We start from the raw sequence: 19,498 nt of genomic DNA on the forward strand, positions 1-19,498 counted from the left end.
CGCCGAGCAGGTCGATGACGGTGCTGGGTGACTGGCTGGGGATGGTGGCGATGTGGGTGCGCCAGTGGGTTTCGGCGGCGTCGGTGTCGTGGCGGGCGATGAGGTCGAGGAGGTGGGTGTGGTCGTGGTGGTTGTGGGGGGTGGTGTGGGTGGGGAGGGTGGTGTGGGTGTCGAGGATGTGGCGGAGCATGCCGGCGATCATGGTGAGGGTCTGGTTGCCGGCGTGTTCGAGGAGTTGGTGGTGGAAGTGGGTGGGGTCGGGGTGGGTGAGGGCGGTGTGCAGGGTGGTGAGGGTGGTGTCGGTGTGGTGGGTGGCGAGGAGTCGGACGGCGGCGGGTTCGAGCAGGGTGTGGGCGGTGTGGACGTCGGCGAGGGTGGTGTGGCGGTGTTCGAGGACGAGGCCGGCGTAGCGGGCGGCGACCTGGCCGTCGGGGGTGTGGACGCGGGCGCCGCCGTGGGCGCCTCGGCGGACGGAGATGAGGGCTTCGGATTCGAGGACGCGGAAGGCTTCGCGCAGGGTGGGTCGGGAGACGCCGAACTGTTCCATGAGGACGGCTTCGGGGGGTAGGGCGTCGCCTTCGACGAGCTCACCACGGACGATCTGGCGGCGGAGCTGGGCCGCGACGAGTTCGGCGGTCTTGGGCACGCGGACCTGCTGACCGAGGCCACCGCCGAGCGGGCCGCCAGTGGCCGCGGCACGGCCGCCCGGGACTTTTGCCGTCCTGCCACCGCGCTGGTGCTCGGCTAATGTCATTCTTCCGTGCCTCTCCGAACGGACGCGGCTCATCGCACCGCGGGCATTCCGCGTTCCCGCCGGTTCAGGTGTGCGGCCGGCCTAGATGCCCGCCCGTTGCCGGTGCCCGCTTGGTGCCCGGCGGAAGAATGATACACGTTCCGCAATGAGGAGACTGCCGAGCGCACCCTGTTCGCGTGGTCCTTCCGGTCTTCGACACTGATGTCGACCAAAGGTGTCCGTGGCAGTTGTCGGTCGCCGTTGTCGAGGGTCGTTGTCCGCCGTCGTTGTAGGTCGTCGCTGACGGGCGGTGTAGTCGGGCCGGTGGTGCGGCCGGGCGGTGCTGTCCAGCCGTGTTGTCCGACCTGGTTGTGTGGGCAACCGCGGTGCGGGGATGAGCAGTGCGGGCATGAGCGGTGCGGGCAACAAGTCGTGCGGGTGGTTGTCCGAGTACGGCTGTGCGCACAAGACCCCGCGGCGTCAACCGCGGCGCGAGTACCGGCATGGTGGCCGCGTGGCCGCGATCCGCTGTGGTCGACCGATACCCGCGCAATCGCCGGTGTATTCGACGCCGCGCTATCCGTTTCGCCGCTATGGCGTTCAGCGATGGTGCCGGTGCCGGCGGCGACACCGGCGCCGGTGCCGGCGGTGCGGTGCGGTGCTGGCGGCGTCAGTGCCGGTGGGCGGTCGCCTCCTCGACGTGCCGCCGGATGCAGGACCGGGCGAGGTGCTCGGCGAGCGCGCCCTCGCCGCGGGTGATCGCGTCGACGATCTCGGCGTGCAGCGGGTGCTGCCACCACTGCCCGAGCCGGTCGGCCTCCTCGCGGGGATGCGCGAGGTCCGCCAGAACCCGGATGAACAGCTCGGCGGCCGGATTGCCCGCCAGCCGGGCGATCTCGAGGTGCAACAGCACCGGGGCCTCCCCGGTGAAGCCCGCGGCGACCGGCGCCGGGCGGGTGCCGGCCGACCGCGGCCGCGAACGCGCTCCCGCCGCCCGCCCGGCCGGCGCGGCCGGCTGGAGCGCGCCGCGCAACCGGGTCAGGCCGGCCGTGTCGATCCGTTCGGCGAGCCTGCGTACCGCCACTGCCTCCAGGGCGGACCAGGTCTCGCAGAGGTGCTCTGGCCGGGCGCGGGCGAAGTCGAGATAGACCCGGGCGACGTCGCGGACGCCGTCGTGGTCGGGCGCGGTCACCACGAGGCCGCCGCCGGGGCCGGGCCGCGGGCGAGCCACCCAACGGCTCTCCAGCAGCCGGACGGCCTCACGCAGCACCGACCGCCCGACCTGGTAGCGCTCCATGAGCTGGGCCTCCGACCCGAGCCCCTCGCCGACCGGCCAGCCGCGCCGGATGATCTCCAGCTCGATGGTGCGCGCCAGCCTCGAGGCGAGGGTGCGCTGCCCGAACCGAGAGGTCGGTTCCTCCGGCTCGCCGACGACGAGGCCGACCGCCCCGCCGTCCTCCGGGCGGCCGCCGGTGGCGGCGCGGCGGCCCGCGGCGTGCCCGCCGCCGAGGGCGGGGCCGGCGGCGGGCGCGGCGCCGCGTGGAGAAGTCCGTGCTGCGCCGTGGAACGTGCCGGACGCTGTATTCCGGCCGGCCGGCGATAGCCCGTCAGACACTGCTCTTCCTCCGGATGAACTCGTTGGCCGACGCCGGATTTTCCGGCGTCGCCGTGACTGCTCCGACGGCGGGCGGTCAGCGTCGCGCCGGCGACCTGTCGACGGCGTTCGCGATGACACCCACAGTGTGCTCGGATTCCTTTCCGGACGTGTTCCGTACCGTTCCGGAGAGTTCCCGGTAGACGGCACCGACGTTTGCCCCCCGGCATCGGAAGCGTGTTCCAGATAAGGGGCTCCAGTCAACCGATTGCAGCTACCCATGTGGGCCCGGGGCGCGTCGGTTTGGCATCTGTGCAGCTCCGCCGCTTCGTGTCACGGTGGCCCGGAAGCGTGACCGGTGGATGCCCGCCCGGCCGAGAATGCGCGTAGCCCGGCTGTTTCCACTGCGTGGCGGCTTCCGTCGTGCCGTCGACGCGGCGTGCGGCGGTGTCGTCGGTGGTGGACCGGGCCGGGCTCTCGACATCCGGCCGTGTGGCCCATGCCATCCACCGGGACCGGCACTTACAGGCCACCTACATCCCGTTCGACCGTTCGGGCGGAAAAACGACGCACTTCCGGGCCGCTGATACGCGGTGGTCGCGCCCCGCCCCCGTTCTCGGCCCGTGAACCACTCCGGAGTGCCGGGTCAGGGTATCCGCGTTCATATTCACTGACCACCCGCTGGGTTGCGCGCCGGGACGGATGGAATTCGCGGAGGGTCCGCGGCCGGTGGGTCGCGGAAAGAACGGGGCGATCTCGGGAGAAGGAACGGGGCGATCTCGGGAGGCTGGCGGGCCGGTCTCGGGGCCCCGCTCCGCAGGGATGCTCGTCGGAGCCGAGGGTAGCGGCTTGCTACTCAGGGTGACAAATTGACTCCGTCGCGACGGATGAGTCGCCTGCCACAAGAGGTCTCCGGCCTGTCACCGTAGGGACCGAAGTCCTGATCTCGGGCCGCCGCGGCTCGGCGCGGTCTGCGTTACTTCCGCCCGTGTAATTCGGCGAGCAACTTTTCGCTAACTGAGAACTTGTGTTAGGAATGAGCGTCTTTTCGCTGGTCTGGGGGGAAATTGATCACGGTGCAGGTGGCTCATCAGCATTCGAGTCAGGATCTTCTGTTCGTCGTGGTGTCATTACTGCTGGCCGTGATCGGTTCGTTCGCCGCGCTGGTGAGCGCGATGCGGATACCTTCCGCCCAGGGGCGGGCGCGGCTGCGGTGGACGCTGCTGGCCGCGGTGTCGCTCGGCGGTGGCGCGATGTGGTCCATGCACTTCATCGGAATGATCGGCTACCAGGTCGACAACCGCGACGTTCGGTACGACCTGCCGCTGACCGGGCTGTCCCTGCTCATCGCGATCGCCGTCTCCGCGGTGGGCCTGTCGCTGGTGGCCCGGCGCCCGGACAGCCCGCTGCGGCTGGCCGCCGGTGGTGTCGTCGCCGGCCTCGGCGTCGCCGCGATGCACTACACGGGTATGGCCGCGATGCGCGTCGGAAGTGACATCAGCTACCGACGAGGGCTGGTGGCCCTCTCTGTCGGCATCGCCATCGCCGCCGCGCTGGCCGCGTTGTGGATCACCTTCCGGGTGACCACCGGGCTGCATGTCGCGCTGGCCTCGTTGGTCATGGCCGTGGCCGTCTGCGGGATGCACTACACGGCGATGGCCGCGACGCAGGTCCAGACGACCGCCGTGGTGGCCCCGGTCACCGGCGCGGACCCGATCACCCTGGCGATGCTGGTGTGCGTGATCGCCTTCTCCGTGCTCGCGGTCGTGATCTTCGCCGCGCTCGGTGGGGTCACCTATTCCGATCCGTTCTCCTCGGCGCAGGAGCGCAGCCGCCGTCGCGGCGGGCCCCGGCCGGCTTCCGAGCGGGTCGGGGGCGGCCCGTCCCACCGGCAGCGCGCCGATGACGCCGGCCGGGTCGGCGCGGGTGAGCGGCTGGAGCCGGTAGGCCGGGCGGATGTGGACGAGCGGCTGGAGCCGGTCGGCCGTGGTGGGCCCGAGCGGCCTGGGCCGGTCGGCCGTGGTGCCGGTGGCGGATGGCCCGAGACCGGTGACCAGGCCGCCTGGACGGCCCAGCGCGGCGACCGGCGACACCGCGGACCGGCGGGGCACCGGAGACTGGCGTGATCCGCTGGACCAGCGGCGCCCGGCCGATCCGGTCGGCTGGACGGGTGACGCCCACCACGGGCAGCGATGATCTCCGGAGGGCCCGTGGAGGCCGGATGTCGCGCGGTGGCCCTCGGCGTGGTTGTCGTCCGAGCTGCCGCCGTCCGAGCTGCCGCCGTCCGCCGGGTCGCGCGGCCGAGTGCTCGCCGTCCGCCGGCTCACGTAATGGTGTCGGACCTCGGTCGTACGGTGGGAGGGTGAGTCTCTTCGACGCGGAGCTGGCCGAGACGCTGGCCTCCTCCGGCCCGCTCGCCGCCCGGTTGCGCCCGCGCAGCCTGGACGAGGTCGTCGGGCAGCGTCACCTGCTGGCGGAGGGCAGCCCGCTGCGCCGGCTGGTGGAGGGCGGCGGGACGACCTCGGTGGTGCTGTGGGGGCCGCCCGGCACCGGGAAGACCACGCTGGCGCACATCGTCTCCCAGGCCACCCGGCGGCGGTTCCGTGAGCTCTCGGCCGTCACCGCGGGTGTCAAGGACGTCCGCGCGGTGGTGGACGAGGCCCGGGAGACGCTGTCGATGTCCGGAGTGCGGACGGTCCTGTTCATCGACGAGGTGCACCGGTTCACCCGTACCCAGCAGGACGCGCTGCTCCCGTCGGTGGAACGCGGGTGGGTGACGCTGGTCGCGGCGACCACGGAGAATCCCTTCTTCAGCGTTGTCTCCCCGTTGCTCTCCCGATCGTTGCTGCTGACTCTCGAGCCCCTGACCGACAGCGACATCGCCGAACTGGCGGAGCGCGCGGTGACCGATCCGCGCGGCTACGGCGGGCGCCTCGTGCTGGCCGAGGAGGCCCGCGAGCACCTGGTCCGCGTCGCCGGCGGGGATGCGCGGCGCGCGCTGACCGCGCTCGAGGCGGGCGCGGAGGCGGCGCTCGCGGCGGCGGCCGCGGCCGCGGCCGCGGCGGATCCTGCCGCGGCCGGTCCCGTCCGGCTCGAGCTCGAGCTGCTCGAACGGGCGGTGGACCGCGCCGCCGTCCGCTACGACCGGGAGGGCGACCAGCACTACGACATCGTCAGCGCCTTCATCAAGTCGATGCGTGGCGGCGACGTCGACGCGGCACTGCATTACCTGGCCAGGATGCTGGAAGCCGGCGAGGACCCGCGTTTCGTCGCCCGCCGGATGATCATCCTGGCGAGCGAGGACGTCGGGATGGCCGATCCCGGGGCGCTCGGGGTCGCCGTGGCGGCGGCTCAGGCCCTCGATCTCGTCGGGCTCCCGGAGGCACGGCTCGCCCTGGCCCAGGCGGTGATCCATCTGACCCTCGCGCCGAAGTCGAACGCGGTGATCATGGCGCTGGACGCGGCGACGGCCGACATCCGGGCGGGCCGGGTCGGGCCGGTGCCGCCGCATCTGCGCGACGCGCACTACCCGGGCGCGGCGCGGCTGGGTCACGGCGAGCGCTACCGGTATCCGCACGATCACCCGGACGGGGTGGTCCGACAGCAGTACGCGCCGGACGTCCTCGCCGGGTCGGACTACTACCACCCGACCGGGCACGGGTTCGAGCGTCGGGCGGGGGAGCGGCTCCTGCGGCTGCGCGGAGTCCTGCGGGGACAGTCGCCGGACCCCCCGGCCGAGGCCTCCGGCTGACCGCCCGGCGCCGGCCCGTCCGACCGGGGACGGACACGGACGCCCCGGGGGTTACCGGTGGTGCGTGCACACCGGTCGGTAAGGTCACTGGCGAACAGCACCAGCATGCCACCCGGCGCCGTACGAGGGCGCCGCACCGGACGGCGTAACGGCCGCGGTGGCAGGTGGGGCGGCGGGGTGGCCCGTCGGAGCGCGGCGGCCGGCCGGCCCCGGTGGTCGGTGCCACCAGGCGGCACCGACACAGGCGTCATCCACACAGGCGTTACCGACAACGATGGAGGCGAAGCACATGTCCGGTGGTGCGGTCGCGGGCCTGATCGCCTCTGGGGCGTTCGCGGTGCTCGTGCTCTTCGCCTGCTACGTCCTGTACAAGCTCGGCAAGATCTTCGACGAGGCCGCGGCCCGGGTTCGGCAGACCGGGATCGTGATCGACGAGGGCACCGCCCGGGTCCGGCAGGCGGGGGCGACCGTCGACGAGGTCAACGTCGCGCTCGCCCACGTCAACAAGGAGCTCGACCGGATCGACGCGATCACGGCCAACGTGCAGACGGTGACCACGAACGTCTCGTCGCTGACGTCGCTGTTCGCCGCCACGCTGGGCGGGCCGATCGTTCGGGTCGCCGCGTTCAGCTACGGCGTGCGCCAGGCGGTCGCGAAGCGGGCGAAGGCGGATGTCAGCGCGCGCGTGTCGGCCGAGATGAAGGCGGAGAAGTCGCAGCGCCGGGCCGCGCGCCGCGCGCCCGAGGTCACCGCGTCCGGCGCGGGTGTCCGGGGTCGTCGCTGATGGGGACGAGGATGTTCTACGTCGCCCTCGGCGCGGCCACCGGGGTGCTGGTGGTGCGCCAGGTGGCCCGCGCGGTCTCCTCGCTGTCGCCGACGAGTCTGGCCGGGTCTCTCGTACAGTCGGTGCGGGAGTTCGCCGCCGACGTCGGCGAGGCGATGGCCGAGCGGGAGGAGGAGATCCGCTCCGCGCTCGGCCTCGACGGCGCGGACGGCTCCGACGCCGGCGAGAGCACCGGCGTCGCGACGAGCACGGGTGCCGCCACCAGCACGGGGGCAGCCGCGAGTGACCAGGACGCCGCTGCCCCGGGTCCTGACGAGTTCGACCCGGAACGGACGATGCGTCTGGTCCCCGGCGCGCGCCGGCCATGACCTCCGACCGGTCACGGCCGACCCCGGGCGCAGGCCCGGCGTCGGCGGGGTGGCCGGGTGCCTTATCCCGACGACCCTGGACGACGTGAACCGATGGACACGGCCGAGATCCGCCGCCGCTTTCTGAACCACTTCTCCGAGCGGGGTCACACCGTGGTCCCGAGTGCGTCCCTGGTGGCGCAGGACCCGACCCTGCTGCTGGTGAACGCCGGCATGGTTCCTTTCAAGCCCTACTTCCTCGGGGACCTGAAGGCGCCGTGGAACCGCGCGACCAGCGTGCAGAAATGCGTGCGGACCGTGGACATCGACAACGTCGGCCGCACCGCCCGGCACGCCTCCTTCTTCCAGATGTGCGGGAACTTCTCCTTCGGCGACTACTTCAAGGCCGAGGCGATCCCGTTCGCCTTCGAGCTGATCGTCGACGGCTACGGCTTCAACCCCGACGACCTGTGGGCCACCGTCTACCTGGACGACGACGAGGCCGAGTCGATCTGGCGCACCCTGCTGCCCGCCGAGCGCATCCAGCGGCGCGGCAAGAAGGACAACTTCTGGTCGATGGGCGTGCCCGGCCCGTGCGGCCCGTGCAGCGAGATCTACTTCGACCGCGGCCCGGCGTACGGGCGCGAGGGCGGCCCGGAGGCGGACGAGGACCGCTACCTGGAGATCTGGAACCTCGTCTTCATGCAGTTCGCCCGGGGCGAGGGCAGCGAGTACGGCTACGAGATCGTCGGCGACCTGCCCGCCCGCAACATCGACACCGGGATGGGCCTGGAGCGGATGGCCACCATCCTGCAGGGTGTCGAGAACCTGTACGAGATCGACATCTCCCGTCCGGTGCTGGACGCCGCCGGCCGGCTCACCGGTGCCCGCTACGGCGCCGACCCGGCGGCCGACGTCCGGCTGCGGGTCGTCGCCGACCACACCCGGACCGCGGCGATGCTGATCTCGGACGGTGTCTCGCCGTCCAACGAGGGCCGCGGGTACGTGCTGCGGCGGATGCTGCGCCGGGCGGTGCGTGACGCCCGGCTGCTCGGCGCCCGCGAGCCGGTCATGGCCGAGCTGTTCGGCGTGGTCCGCGCGGCGATGGGCCCGATCTACCCGGAGCTGGTCGACCAGGCCGAGGCGATCACGGCGGTCGCGGTCGCCGAGGAGACGGCCTTCCTGGAGACGCTGCGCACGGGCACCAGCCTCTTCGACACCGCGGTCACCCAGGCCCGGTCCAGCGGGTCGTCCCAGCTCAGCGGCGAGTCGGCGTTCCGGCTGCACGATACCTACGGGTTCCCGATCGACCTGACCATGGACATGGCGTCCGAGGCGGGCCTGACCGTGGACGAGGCGGGCTTCCGCCGGCTGATGGAGCGCCAGCGCCAGACGGCGAAGGCCGACCGGGCGTCCCGGCGGATCGGCAACCTGGACCTCTCCGCCTTCCGGCCGATCCTCGCCGCCTCCGGCCCGACCACGTTCACCGGCTACACCGAGCTCGGGCGCGAGTCCGGCATCGTCGGCATCGTCGGTATCGGCGACGGGGGCAGCCTGACCGCGGCCGGCGAGGGGGACGAGGTCGGCATCCTGCTCGACACGACCCCCTTCTACGCCGAGAGCGGTGGCCAGGAGGCCGACCTGGGCCGGATCCGGTTCGACGGCGGCGAGGCCGAGGTGCTCGACGTCCAGCGCCCGGTGCCCGACCTGGTCATGCACCGGGTCAAGATCCTCGGCGGCGAGCTGCGGGTGGGGGCGGACGTGTTCGCCGAGGTCGACGTCGAGCGCCGGCGCGCGGTGTCGCGCTCGCACACCGCCACCCATCTCGTGCACACCGCGTTCCGCCGGGCGCTCGGCGAGTCCGCGACGCAGGCCGGGTCGCTGAACTCGCCGGGCCGGCTGCGTTTCGACTTCCACGCGCTCGGCGCGGTGCCCGACTCCGTCCTCGCCGACGTCGAGGACGAGGTGAACGAGATCGCCCTGCGGGACCTGGAGGTCCGCTGGTACGTCACCTCCCAGGAGGAGGCGCGCCGGCTGGGCGCGATGGCGCTGTTCGGTGAGAAGTACGGCGACCGGGTCCGCGTCGTGGACGTCGGGGACTACGCCCGCGAGCTGTGCGGTGGCACCCATGTGGCCAGCTCGGCCCAGCTGGGCGCGATCAAGTTGTTGTCCGAGTCGTCCATCTCGGCCGGGACCCGCCGGGTGGAGGCGCTGGTCGGCATGGACGCCTTCCGCTTCCTGGCCCGCGAGCACGTGCTCGTCTCGCAGCTCTCCAGCGCGCTCAAGGCCCGTCCGGACGAGCTCGCCGACCGGGTCGCCGACATCGTCGGGCGGCTGCGTGACGCCGAGAAGGAGCTGGAGCGGCTGCGGGCGCAGGCGGTGCTGGCCGGCGCGGCGGCGCTCGCCGCCGGCGCCGAGGACGTGGCCGGCGTGGCGCTGGTCACCGCGCAGGTGCCCGCGGGCACCCCGGCCGACGACGTCCGCCTGCTCGCCCTGGACGTGCGTGGCCGGCTCGCCGGCCGGCCGGCGGTGGTCGCGGTCGCCGAGGCGGCCGGCGCGGCCGTCGTCGTGGCGACCGACGAGACCGCGCGCACCCGCGGCCTGCGGGCCGGCGACCTGGTCCGGCACTCCTGGGCCGCGCTCGGCGGCAAGGGCGGCGGCAAGCCCGACGTCGCCCAGGGCGGCCGTGGCGACGCGGACATGATCCCGAAGGTCTTCGCCCGGCTGCGCGAGCTGGTCGCCGACCAGGGCGCGTGAACGACACCGGGGATTCCAGCACAGACCCGGATCCGGACGCGGGGCGCGGCGTGCGGATCGGGGTGGATGTCGGGTCGGTGCGGGTCGGTGTGGCGGTGAGCGATCCCGACGGTCTGCTCGCCGTCCCGGTGACAACCCTGCGCCGAGATGTGTCCCGCCGTGGCTTTTCGGACGTCGACGAGCTTGCCGACATCGTTCGGGACAGGCACGCTGTCGAGGTTGTCGTCGGTCTGCCGCGTCACCTCTCCGGCCGGGAGGGCGAGGCCGTCCGGCTCGCGCGGCGGTACGCGGAGCTGCTGTCCGCGCGTGTCGCGCCCGTGCCGGTCCGTCTCGTCGACGAGCGGCTGACCACGGTCGTGGCGCATCGCAGAATGGCTGAGCGCGGACTGCGTTCCCGGGCCCGCCGTGATCTCGTGGATCAGGAGGCAGCAGTGCAGATCCTGCAGCAGCACCTGGACGTCCGCCGGGCACGCGGGGGAGCCGACGGCGCCGCCCCGGGCGGTACTGGGCGGCCCCTGGATCCGGCGTGATCCGGGACGGGGACGGATTCGACGAGCTGCTCGACGGCGCGGGCTACGACGACTACGACGACCGGGAGTACGGGGAACAGCGCCGGGCCGCGACGGGTGCCCGCCGGGGCCGCGGCGGCGGCCCGGACGACCGCGGCCGCAGCCGCGACCGGGCCGGCCTGGCGGCGGATGAGCACGATCCGGCGGGCTACGAGGAGGCCGGCCTCGAGGAGGCCGGCTTCGAGGCCGACGCGTACGGGGCGTACGGCGGCTACGACGACGTCGCCGGAGACGACCCCGAGGACGGGTCCGGCCCGCCGGGGCGTGGCCGCGGGCGCGGCGCGGCCCGGGGGCGGTCTGACGGACGTCGGCCGGGTTCGGCCCTGCCGAAGCTGATCGGTGTCCTGGTCGTGGTCGCCGCCCTGGTCGGCGCGGGGATCTTCGGCGTCGGCAAGGTCGTCGGCCGGATCGGCGGGGAGCCCGCGGCCGACTACGCGGGGTCCGGGGAGGGCCTCGTCGTCGTCCAGGTGCCCGCCGGCGCCACGTCGTCGGAGATCGCCGGCCGGCTGGCCGCCTCCGACGTGATCGCCAGCCGGCAGGCCTTCGTCAACGTCGCGTCGCGGGATCAGCGCGCCCTGTCGATCCAGCCGGGCACCTACCGGCTGCGCTCGAAGATGAGCGCCGCGGCGGCGCTGGACGCGCTGCTCGACGACGCCTCCTCCGCGCTGTTCCGGTACACGATCAGCCCGGGGGACACGGTCCGGCAGGTGTTCAAGGAGCTGTCCACACGCACGGGCACGCCGGTGGCAGACCTGGAGGCGATCGCACGCAAGCCGTCGTCGCTGGGCCTGCCCGAGTACGCCACGGGGCTGGAGGGCTACCTCTTCCCGTCGACCTACGACGTCGCGCCCGGCACCGACCCGGTGGACGTGCTCAAGGAGGCGGTCGCCCGGTTCCGGGCCAATGCCGAGAAGATCAACCTCGCCGGCCGCGCGGCGTCCGGGCACGTCAGGCCCCAGGACATCGTGATCATCGCCTCGATCATCGAGAAGGAGGTGGCGAACCAGGACGAGGGGCCGAAGGTGGCGCGGGTCATCTACAACCGGCTGAACGACGAGACGGGCCGCTTCCGGCGGATCGACATGGACTCGACCACCCGGTACGCCTTCGACGAGTACGAGGGCCCGCTGAGCGACGCCCAGCTGCGCGCGAACAACCCGTACAACACTCGCACGGTCGAGGGGCTGCCGCCCGGCGCGATCTCGAACCCGAGCTCCTGGGCGATCGAGTCCGCGCTCAGCCCGGCGCCCGGATCGTGGTTCTACTTCGTCTCCATGCCGCAGACGCACGAGACGGTCTTCGCCACCACCGACGCGGAGTTCGAGGAGGCGTTGGCCGAATACCACCGCCAGGGAGGGGCTGAATAGCCGTGGTGATCAGCTCTCGTGACCGTGCGGAGCCGGCCGGGCCGGGTCCGCACGCCAGGCGGGCGGCGGTGCTCGGCTCGCCCATCGGCCACTCCCTGTCCCCGGTGCTGCACACCGCCGCCTACGAGCGGCTCGGCCTGGACCTGACCTACACGGCGATCGAGTGCGACGAGGCCGGCCTGCCGGGCATGCTCGACCGCCTGCGCGACGAGCCCGGCTGGGCCGGGGTCTCGCTGACGATGCCGCTCAAGACCGCGGCGGTCGACCTGCTCGACGACGTCGAACCCACCGCGGCCCTGCTCGGCGCGGTGAACACCGTGGTCGTCCGGGCGGACGGGCGGCTCGCCGGGTTCAACACCGACGTCGACGGCGTCGGGTACGCGCTGCGGCGGCTCACCGGCGGGGCGGCCCCGGTCCAGCCACTGGTCCTCGGGGCCGGCGGCACGGCGCGGGCGGTGGTCGCCGCGCTCGCCCGGGGCGGGGCCACCCGGGTCGCCGTCGTGGCGCGCCGCCCCGGCGCGGTCGCCGAACTCGTCGGCATCGGTGCCCGGCTCGGGGTCTCGGTCACGGCGCTGCCCTGGGACATCCTGACCGGCGGGATGCCGGCCGGGCCGGACCTGGTGGTCGCCACCACCCCCGCCGGGGTGACCGACGAGCTCGCGCGCCGCCCCTGGCCGGTGACCTGCGCGTTGCTGGAGCTGCTCTACCACCCCTGGCCCACGGCGCTGGCGGCCGGCGCCTACCGCGGCGGCGCGCGGGTGGTCGGCGGCCTCGAGGTGCTGGCCGGCCAGGCGGTCGGGCAGGTGTGCCACTTCACCGGCCGTCCCGTGGACGAAGGGGTCCTGCTCGCCGCCGGGCACGCGGCGCTGTCGGCCCGCGTCGCGAGCCGCACCGGGTGAGCCCGGTGACCGCGGCGGTCGGGTGAGCAGGGCGGTCGGGTGAGCACGGTGGTGGTCGCCGCCACCGTGACGGCCGGGGTCTGCGCCGCGGTGCCGATCCCGCTGCTGCCCCGGCTCGTCGGCTCCTTCGATCCGGTGGACGGCCGGCCGCCGTGCCGGGCGGCCCCCGCGCCGGCCGCTCTCAGCGCCGTCACGGCCGCCCTGATCGCCGCGGTGGCCGCGTCGACCTACCCGCACCCGGGACGTCTGCCCGCCTACCTGTACCTGACGGTTGTCGGGGTCGTGCTCGCCGCGGTGGACCTGCGGGTGCACCGCCTGCCGGACGTGATCGTGCTGCCCTCCTACCCGGTGCTGGTCGGGCTGCTCGCCGTGCCCGCGCTGGCCGAGGGCGCGCCGGACCGCTGGCCGCGGGCGCTGCTCGCCGGCGCCGTGGCCTGGCTGCTGTACGCGGGCCTGCGCCTGCTGCCGGGAGCCGGGCTGGGCCGGGGGGACGTGAAGCTCGCCGGGCTGCTCGGTGTGGCGACGGGCTGGCTGGGCTGGTCGGCCGTCGCGGTGTGGCTGGTCGCGACGACCATGATCTCCGGCGTGGTGGTGCTCGTGCTGCTGGCGCTGCGCCGGGTGTCCCGCCGTGATCCCATTGCCTACGGCCCGTTTCTGCTGGCCGGGGCGCTGATCGCGGTGCTCGGCGCCGGCTGGGAACCGGCCGGCTGAGCGATCTCCGGCCCGCGACGGGAGCTCGTACCGGACCGGCCGTGAAAGACTGGCGGGCATGGTGCGTTGGTTGACGGCGGGGGAGTCACACGGCCCTGCCCTGGTTGCGACGGTCGAGGGGTTGCCGGCGGGCATCCGGGTGTCCAGTGCGGACATCGGCGCCGAGCTGGCCCGGCGCCGTCTCGGCCACGGCCGCGGCGCCCGGATGAAGTTCGAGCAGGACGAGATCGAGCTGCTCGGGGGCCTGCGGCACGGGGTCAGCCTGGGCGGCCCGGTGAGCGTCGTCGTGCGTAACACCGAGTGGCCGAAGTGGGAGCGGGTGATGGCCCCCGACCCGATCGACCCGGCGGAGCTGGAGGGGCTGGGCCGCAACGCCCCGCTCACCCGTCCACGCCCGGGCCACGCCGACCTCGCCGGCATGCAGAAGTACGGCTTCGACGACGCGCGGCCTGTGCTCGAGCGGGCGAGTGCCCGGGAGACGGCCGCCCGGGTCGCGCTGGGCACGGTCGCCAAGGCGCTGCTGCGCCAGGCGTACGGCATCGAGGTGGTCTCGCACGTCGTCGCGATCGGCGCGGTCGAGGTTCCCGAGGGCACGCCGCCGCCCACCTCGCTGGCCGCCGTCGACGCCGACCCGGTGCGCTGCGGCGATCCGGCCAGCAGCGCGCGCATGGTCGCCGAGATCGACGCCGCGCACCGCGACGCGGACACCCTCGGCGGCGTCGTCGAGGTGCTGGCCTACGGCTGCCCGCCAGGGCTGGGCAGCTACGTCCACGGCGACCGCCGGCTCGACGCGCGGCTCGCCGGCGAGCTGATGGGCATCCAGGCGATCAAGGGCGTCGAGTTCGGTGACGGTTTCCGCACCGCCCGCCGGCGCGGATCGGTCGCCCACGACGAGATCGAGCCGATCGAGGGGCCGGGCCGGCGGGTCCGCCGGGCCAGCGACCGCGCCGGCGGCGTCGAGGGCGGGATGACGACGGGCGAGCCGCTGCGGGTCCGCGCGGCGATGAAGCCGATCTCGTCCCTGTCGAAGCCACTGGCCACGATCGACGTCGCCACCGGCGACCCGGCCGTCGCCATCGCCCAGCGGTCGGACGTGTGCGCGGTGCCGGCGGCCGGCGTGGTCGCCGAGGCGATGGTCGCCCTCGTGCTGGCCGGCGCGGCCCTGGAGAAGTTCGGCGGCGACTCGGTGGAGGAGACCCGGCGTAACTGCGAGGCCTACCTGAAGTCGCTGGCGGTGCGCTGACCATGCGAGCGGAGAACGGGTCGCGAGCCGACGGGCGGGGGGCAGCCGTGGCCGGCCCGGTCGCCGTACTGGTCGGTGCGCCGGGAGCGGGCAAGAGCACCGTCGGCATGGCGGTCGCGGCGCGGCTCGGGGTGACCTTCCGGGACACCGACGCCGACGTCGAGTCGAACCTCGGGATGAGCGTCTCCGACGTGTTCCTGGAACACGGCGAGGAGTACTTCCGCGCCGTGGAGCGGGCGGCGGTGCTGACGGCCCTGGCCGAGCACCCGGGTGTGCTCGCCCTCGGCGGCGGGGCGGTGCTCGACGCCGGCGTCCGCGCCGAGCTGGCCCGGCACTGGGTCGTCTACCTCGACGTGACCGCGTCCGACGCGGCGAAGCGGGTCGGGCTCGCGCGCGACCGGCCGCTGCTCGTGGAGGGCCCGCGGACCAGGCTGGCCGCGCTGCTGAAAGCCCGCCGTCCGCTGTACGAGGAGGTGGCCGCGATCACGGTGGACACCGCCGCCCTCGGGATCGACGACGTCGTCGCCGCGATCCTGATCGAGCTCGCCGGGAAGGCGGGGCACTGATGTGCGCTATGAAGGTTTCCGACCTGGTCCGCATCCAGGTCACCCCGTCCGGTGACCGGGCCTACGACGTGGTGCTTGGCGAGGGCGCGCTCGACGAGCTGCCGGCGCTGGCCGTGGGGCGCACCCGGGTCATGGTCGTTCACCCGCGAGCGCTGCGGGCCACCGCCGCCGTGGTCCTCGCCGGGCTGCGTGGTGACGGCGGCGTCGAGGCACACGCCTTCGAGGTGCCCGACGGCGAGGAGGCCAAGCAGCTGCGGGTGGCCGGCGCCTGCTGGGACGCCCTCGGCCGCGTCGGCTTCACCCGTGACGACCTGGTGGTCGGGCTCGGCGGCGGGACGACGACCGACCTGGCCGGGTTCGTCGCGGCGGGCTGGCTGCGCGGCGTCGACGTCATCCAGATCCCCACCACCGTGCTCGGGATGGTCGACGCGGCGGTCGGAGGCAAGACGGGCATCGACATCGCGGCGGGCAAGAACCTGGTCGGCGCCTTCCACCAGCCGCTGGCGGTGCTCTGTGACCTGTCGACCCTGGCCAGCCTGCCGGCGGTCGAGGTCCGCGCCGGGCTCGCCGAGGTCGTCAAGACCGGGTTCATCGCCGATCCACGCATCCTCGAGCTGCTGGAGGCCGATCCGACCGGCTCGGCGCGGCTGCCCGAGCTCGTCGAGCGGTCGATCCGGGTCAAGGCGGAGGTGGTGTCCGGCGACCCGCGCGAGTCCGGCCGGCGCGAGATCCTGAACTACGGGCACACCCTCGCCCACGCGATCGAGAAGGTCGAGAACTTCTCCTGGCGGCATGGTGCGGCGGTCTCGGTCGGCATGGTCTTCGCCGCCGAGCTCTCCCGGCTGGTCGCCGGGCTCGACCGCGCGACCGCCGACCGTCACCGTGAGCTGCTGCGGGCCATCGGGCTGCCGGTGGAGTACCGGGGGGACCGCTGGCCGGTGCTGCTCGACGCGATGCGGGTGGACAAGAAGACCCGGGGCCGGCGGCTGCGTTTCGTCGTGCTCGAGGAGCTCGGCCGGCCGCGCGGCTTCGACGACCCCGAGCCCGGCCTGCTGCTGGCCGCGTACGGCTCGGTGGCCGCGGGCGGTGTGAGTGCCGGCGAGAACTGACCGTTCGGCTGGCAGCGCGGGCGGGTCAGCCGTGGGCTGCGAGGCGGCCATGCCCTCCATCTGTAGACTTTGCCGCGGCCTGGCCCGGTGACGAACGGCGGGCCGACGACCGACCAGCTGACGGTCGGTCGACAACACGGCGATCGGCCCTACGGCGTTACGGCGATCAGGCATACGGCGATCGGCCGGACGGCGACCGGAACGGAGAGACACGCGCAGTGGCGACAACGAACGACCTGAAGAACGGCATGACGCTCGACATCGACGGGGTGTTGTGGAACGTCGTCGGATTCCAGCACGTCAAGCCGGGCAAGGGCGGGGCGTTCGTCCGGACGACGCTGAAGAACGTGCTCACCGGCAAGGTGGTCGACCGGACGTTCAACGCCGGAATCAAGGTGGACGTCGCGACCGTCGACCGCCGCGAGATGACCTACCTCTACCGTGACGGCGCCGACTTCGTGTTCATGGACAGCGAGTCCTACGACCAGATCCCGGTCCCGCCGGGCGTGGTGGGCGGGGTCGCCGACTACATGCTGGAGAACACGGTCGCCACCGTCGCGCTGCACGACGACGCGCCGCTGTACGTCGAGCTTCCGGCGAGCGTCGAGCTGACCATCGCCGCGACGGATCCGGGCGTCCAGGGTGACCGCTCGACCGGTGGCACCAAGCCGGCGACGCTCGAGACCGGCGCGAACATCCAGGTGCCGCTGTTCATCACCACCGGTGAGAAGGTCAAGGTCGACACCCGCGACGGCCGGTACCTGGGCCGGGTGACGAGCTGAGCGCCAGGTCCAAGGCCCGTAAGCGGGCGCTGGACGTCCTCTACGAGGCGGACATGCGCTCGGTGCGGGCGATGGAGACCCTTGCCGCGCACCGGGCCCAGGCCGACCCGCCGGTGCCGGACTACACCTCGGACCTGGTCGAGGGTGTGGTGGCCCATCTGGCCGAGATAGACGCGCACATCGCCCGGTTCGCCCAGGGTTGGACACTGGACCGGATGCCCCCGGTGGACCGGAACATCCTGCGGATCGCCGTGCTGGAGCTGTTCTGGCGTTCCGACGTGCCGGACCGGGTCGTCATCGACGAGGCGGTGCGGCTGGCCAAGACCATCTCCACCGAGCGGTCGCCGGCGTTCGTCAACGGTCTGCTGGCGAGCCTGCTCAAGGAGAAGCCGGTGCCGGAGGGAAGCTCCGAGTCGGCCGAGGCCTGAGCTGATGCGGTGTCCCGGTACGTCACGGATGTGACGTACCGGGTCGTCCCCCAGAAGATCCCTGGTGCTGGTGCTGGTGCGACGGTACCCCCCGGTGACCGTTCGCCCATGGTGCTCGGAGCTTCCGGACACCCGGGCCGGGTATCCGGAGGTCGGACCAGCCGACGGCGGGACTAGGCGTCCGACGCGGCAGGCTCGCTGCCCTGCTCCGGTGAGAGAACACCCCAGGAGACGAGCTGCTCGGTGAGCTTGCTCGGTGAGGTGTCATAGATGACCGCGAGGGAACGCAGGTCCTCGTAACGGATGGAGAGCACCCGGCCGTTGTAGTCGCCGCGCTGGCTCTGGATGGTGGCGGCGTACCGCGCGAGCGGCCCGCCCTGCTCCTTGGGAACCTGCGCGAGACGTTCGAGGTCGAGGACGATGCGCGGGGACTGCTCGAGGGGCGCCACGGTGGAGCCTTCGGGGAGCAGCTCCCCTACCGGCACGCCGTAGAACTCGGCCAGTTCAGACAGGCGCTGGACGGTGACGGCGCGGTCTCCACGCTCGTAGGAGCCCACCACGACGGCCTTCCAGCGACCGTGCGACTTCTCCTCGACGCCATGAAGCGAGAGCCCCTGCTGGGTGCGTATCGCGCGCAGCCGAGCACCGAGCGCCTTCGCATAGTCGGACATCGAAGTGCCCACTCCTGTCGTGGTCGATCAGCTGGAACCGGGGCTCTTGCCGCCGGCGGTTACCGATAGTAGTGCCCGCCAGGTTGCGGCTCGACACCCGGGGGGTCGTGTCGCCTCTTTCTTTGTACCACTTTCTGTAGCCTCCTGGTTGCGGCTGGCATTAGCGCCGCTGGTACTTCCCGGATGGAGCGTTGGTCGACGCGTTTCGTCTATCTACGGTGACCTGTAGTAACGATTTCGGTCCTCGGTATGCGGAGCATCGTGACCCGTGTCACTCTCAGCAACGGCTCTCGCGAGCTGGTTGAAACGCCGGTGGAATCCGTCCGTACCGGGCCGACGCCCTGGGTGGCCCCGGCCCTCAGGCCTGCTCGACCGGTCCCTTGGGCCCGTGGACGGCTGGTACGGTCGCGTGGACCGCTCCTTTAAGGACCGTCCAGTGAGGCGGGGAAGGAGGGACACCTCGTGGCCTCGGCCGCGCAAGGCGACCCTGCCCGGGACATGTCCGGGCGTACCGGGAGTACCACCCGTCCACGAGACGAGCTCCGTGCCGGGACGGCCGATGCGAGCAGCACGCCCGCCGGCGCCGAGGGGCTCGCCGGGCCCGAAGGGTCGAACGTCACCCGCACCGTGCTCTCCGCCACGGACATGAGCCGGGTCGTGAGCCGGATGGCGCACCAGGTGCTGGAGAAGACCTCCGGCGGCGACGATGTGGTCCTGCTGGGTATCCCGACCCGTGGTGTGCCGCTCGCGCAGCGGCTGGCCCGCCGGGTGGAGGCGGTCGAGGGTGTGATCCTTCCCGTGGGCTCCCTGGATCCGACGATGTACCGGGACGACCTTCGGTTGCGCGGTGTCCGCCCACTCGAGGTGACCGAGATCCCCGACTGCGGGGTCGACGGGATGGTCGTCGTCCTGGTCGACGACGTCCTCTACTCCGGGCGCACCGTCCGGGCCGCGCTCGACGCACTGTCCGCCTATGGCCGCCCGCGCGCGGTGCAGCTCGCCGTCCTGGTCGACCGGGGCCACCGCGAGCTGCCCATCCGCGCCGACTACGTGGGGAAGAACATGCCCACCTCGCGCCGCGAGTCGGTCGCCGTCCGGCTCCGTGAGGTCGACGGCGCCGACGCCGTCCTCATCGTCTCGCCGGACGCGCCGTGACCGCCGAAGCGGCACCGAGCCGCCGTCCGAGG

General features: G+C 73.1%; 18 protein-coding genes. 15 read left to right on the top strand and 3 right to left on the bottom strand.

The annotated features are described in order from the left end of the window. On the bottom strand, positions 1-754 hold a 754-nt coding region (locus B056_RS0116695), incomplete at its 3' end, for a FadR/GntR family transcriptional regulator (protein WP_035751778.1). A gap of 649 nt (positions 755-1,403) precedes the next feature. Then, positions 1,404-2,348: a FadR/GntR family transcriptional regulator gene (locus B056_RS0116700; RefSeq protein ID WP_018503010.1), complete on the bottom strand. Its 945-nt coding sequence runs from the start codon at positions 2,346-2,348 to the stop codon at positions 1,404-1,406. A 1,100-nt stretch (positions 2,349-3,448) separates the two neighbouring features. On the opposite strand from B056_RS0116700, the gene B056_RS36880 reads away from it, so the two are divergent. The 14 genes from B056_RS36880 (at position 3,449) to nusB (ending at position 17,640) form a co-directional block, all read left to right on the top strand. Continuing rightward, positions 3,449-4,453 (top strand): MHYT domain-containing protein, encoded by a 1,005-nt coding sequence (locus B056_RS36880; protein WP_230203034.1) that lies wholly within the window; start codon positions 3,449-3,451, stop codon positions 4,451-4,453. A gap of 236 nt (positions 4,454-4,689) precedes the next feature. Continuing rightward, positions 4,690-6,078, top strand: coding sequence for a replication-associated recombination protein A (locus B056_RS0116710; RefSeq protein ID WP_018503012.1), 1,389 nt, complete (start codon positions 4,690-4,692; stop codon positions 6,076-6,078). A gap of 289 nt (positions 6,079-6,367) precedes the next feature. Beyond that, complete coding sequence (locus tag B056_RS0116715; protein WP_018503013.1) at positions 6,368-6,862, top strand: DUF948 domain-containing protein; 495 nt, start codon at positions 6,368-6,370, stop codon at positions 6,860-6,862. Further along, positions 6,862-7,230 carry a hypothetical protein gene (locus tag B056_RS0116720; RefSeq protein WP_026239783.1) on the top strand — a complete coding sequence of 123 codons (369 nt, stop codon included), beginning with the start codon at positions 6,862-6,864 and terminating at the stop codon, positions 7,228-7,230. Before B056_RS0116715 ends, B056_RS0116720 begins: the two co-directional genes overlap by 1 nt. 93 nt (positions 7,231-7,323) lie before the next feature. After that, a complete protein-coding gene (gene alaS, locus B056_RS0116725; protein ID WP_018503015.1) occupies positions 7,324-9,966 on the top strand; it encodes an alanine--tRNA ligase in 2,643 nt (880 codons plus the stop codon). Next, positions 9,963-10,496, top strand: coding sequence for a Holliday junction resolvase RuvX (gene ruvX, locus B056_RS0116730; protein ID WP_018503016.1), 534 nt, complete (start codon positions 9,963-9,965; stop codon positions 10,494-10,496). Before alaS ends, ruvX begins: the two co-directional genes overlap by 4 nt. Then, positions 10,493-11,902, top strand: a complete 1,410-nt coding sequence (gene mltG / locus B056_RS0116735; protein ID WP_018503017.1) for an endolytic transglycosylase MltG — start codon at positions 10,493-10,495, stop codon at positions 11,900-11,902. The genes ruvX and mltG overlap by 4 nt, the downstream gene beginning before the upstream one ends. Positions 11,903-11,904: 2 nt before the next feature. Then, a complete protein-coding gene (locus B056_RS0116740; RefSeq protein ID WP_018503018.1) occupies positions 11,905-12,801 on the top strand; it encodes a shikimate dehydrogenase in 897 nt (298 codons plus the stop codon). 39 nt (positions 12,802-12,840) lie between these two features. Further along, a complete protein-coding gene (locus B056_RS0116745; RefSeq protein WP_018503019.1) occupies positions 12,841-13,512 on the top strand; it encodes a prepilin peptidase in 672 nt (223 codons plus the stop codon). Positions 13,513-13,570: 58 nt separating this feature from the next. Then, entirely contained in the window at positions 13,571-14,755 is a 1,185-nt protein-coding gene (gene aroC, locus B056_RS0116750; RefSeq protein WP_026239784.1) for a chorismate synthase, read from the top strand. 2 nt (positions 14,756-14,757) lie between these two features. Further along, entirely contained in the window at positions 14,758-15,321 is a 564-nt protein-coding gene (locus B056_RS0116755; RefSeq protein ID WP_051105649.1) for a shikimate kinase, read from the top strand. Further along, positions 15,321-16,430, top strand: a complete 1,110-nt coding sequence (gene aroB, locus B056_RS0116760; RefSeq protein WP_026239785.1) for a 3-dehydroquinate synthase — start codon at positions 15,321-15,323, stop codon at positions 16,428-16,430. Before B056_RS0116755 ends, aroB begins: the two co-directional genes overlap by 1 nt. 218 nt (positions 16,431-16,648) lie before the next feature. Beyond that, complete coding sequence (gene efp / locus B056_RS0116765; RefSeq protein WP_018503023.1) at positions 16,649-17,212, top strand: elongation factor P; 564 nt, start codon at positions 16,649-16,651, stop codon at positions 17,210-17,212. Beyond that, positions 17,209-17,640 (top strand): transcription antitermination factor NusB, encoded by a 432-nt coding sequence (nusB, locus tag B056_RS36885; RefSeq protein ID WP_076784709.1) that lies wholly within the window; start codon positions 17,209-17,211, stop codon positions 17,638-17,640. The genes efp and nusB overlap by 4 nt, the downstream gene beginning before the upstream one ends. A gap of 173 nt (positions 17,641-17,813) precedes the next feature. Here nusB and bldD read toward each other — a convergent pair whose 3' ends face one another. Then, positions 17,814-18,311: a transcriptional regulator BldD gene (gene bldD, locus B056_RS0116775; protein ID WP_006540108.1), complete on the bottom strand. Its 498-nt coding sequence runs from the start codon at positions 18,309-18,311 to the stop codon at positions 17,814-17,816. Positions 18,312-18,809: 498 nt separating this feature from the next. On the opposite strand from bldD, the gene pyrR reads away from it, so the two are divergent. Then, positions 18,810-19,466: a bifunctional pyr operon transcriptional regulator/uracil phosphoribosyltransferase PyrR gene (gene pyrR, locus B056_RS0116780; RefSeq protein WP_018503025.1), complete on the top strand. Its 657-nt coding sequence runs from the start codon at positions 18,810-18,812 to the stop codon at positions 19,464-19,466. The last annotated feature ends 32 nt before the right edge of the window (positions 19,467-19,498 follow it).

The sequence above is a fragment of the Parafrankia discariae genome, assembly GCF_000373365.1.
GTDB lineage: Bacteria > Actinomycetota > Actinomycetes > Frankiales > Frankiaceae > Parafrankia > Parafrankia discariae.

What these genes read in the sequence shown, in the direction of transcription:
- B056_RS0116715 (WP_018503013.1), top strand. Translation starts at nt 6,368, where the DNA reads ATGTCCGGTGGTGCGGTCGCGGGCCTGATCGCCTCTGGGGCGTTCGCG.
- B056_RS0116720 (WP_026239783.1), top strand. Translation starts at nt 6,862, where the DNA reads ATGGGGACGAGGATGTTCTACGTCGCCCTCGGCGCGGCCACCGGGGTG.
- alaS (WP_018503015.1), top strand. Translation starts at nt 7,324, where the DNA reads ATGGACACGGCCGAGATCCGCCGCCGCTTTCTGAACCACTTCTCCGAG.
- aroC (WP_026239784.1), top strand. Translation starts at nt 13,571, where the DNA reads ATGGTGCGTTGGTTGACGGCGGGGGAGTCACACGGCCCTGCCCTGGTT.
- B056_RS0116755 (WP_051105649.1), top strand. Translation starts at nt 14,758, where the DNA reads ATGCGAGCGGAGAACGGGTCGCGAGCCGACGGGCGGGGGGCAGCCGTG.
- aroB (WP_026239785.1), top strand. Translation starts at nt 15,321, where the DNA reads ATGTGCGCTATGAAGGTTTCCGACCTGGTCCGCATCCAGGTCACCCCG.
- bldD (WP_006540108.1), bottom strand. Translation starts at nt 18,311, where the DNA reads ATGTCCGACTATGCGAAGGCGCTCGGTGCTCGGCTGCGCGCGATACGC.
- pyrR (WP_018503025.1), top strand. Translation starts at nt 18,810, where the DNA reads ATGTCCGGGCGTACCGGGAGTACCACCCGTCCACGAGACGAGCTCCGT.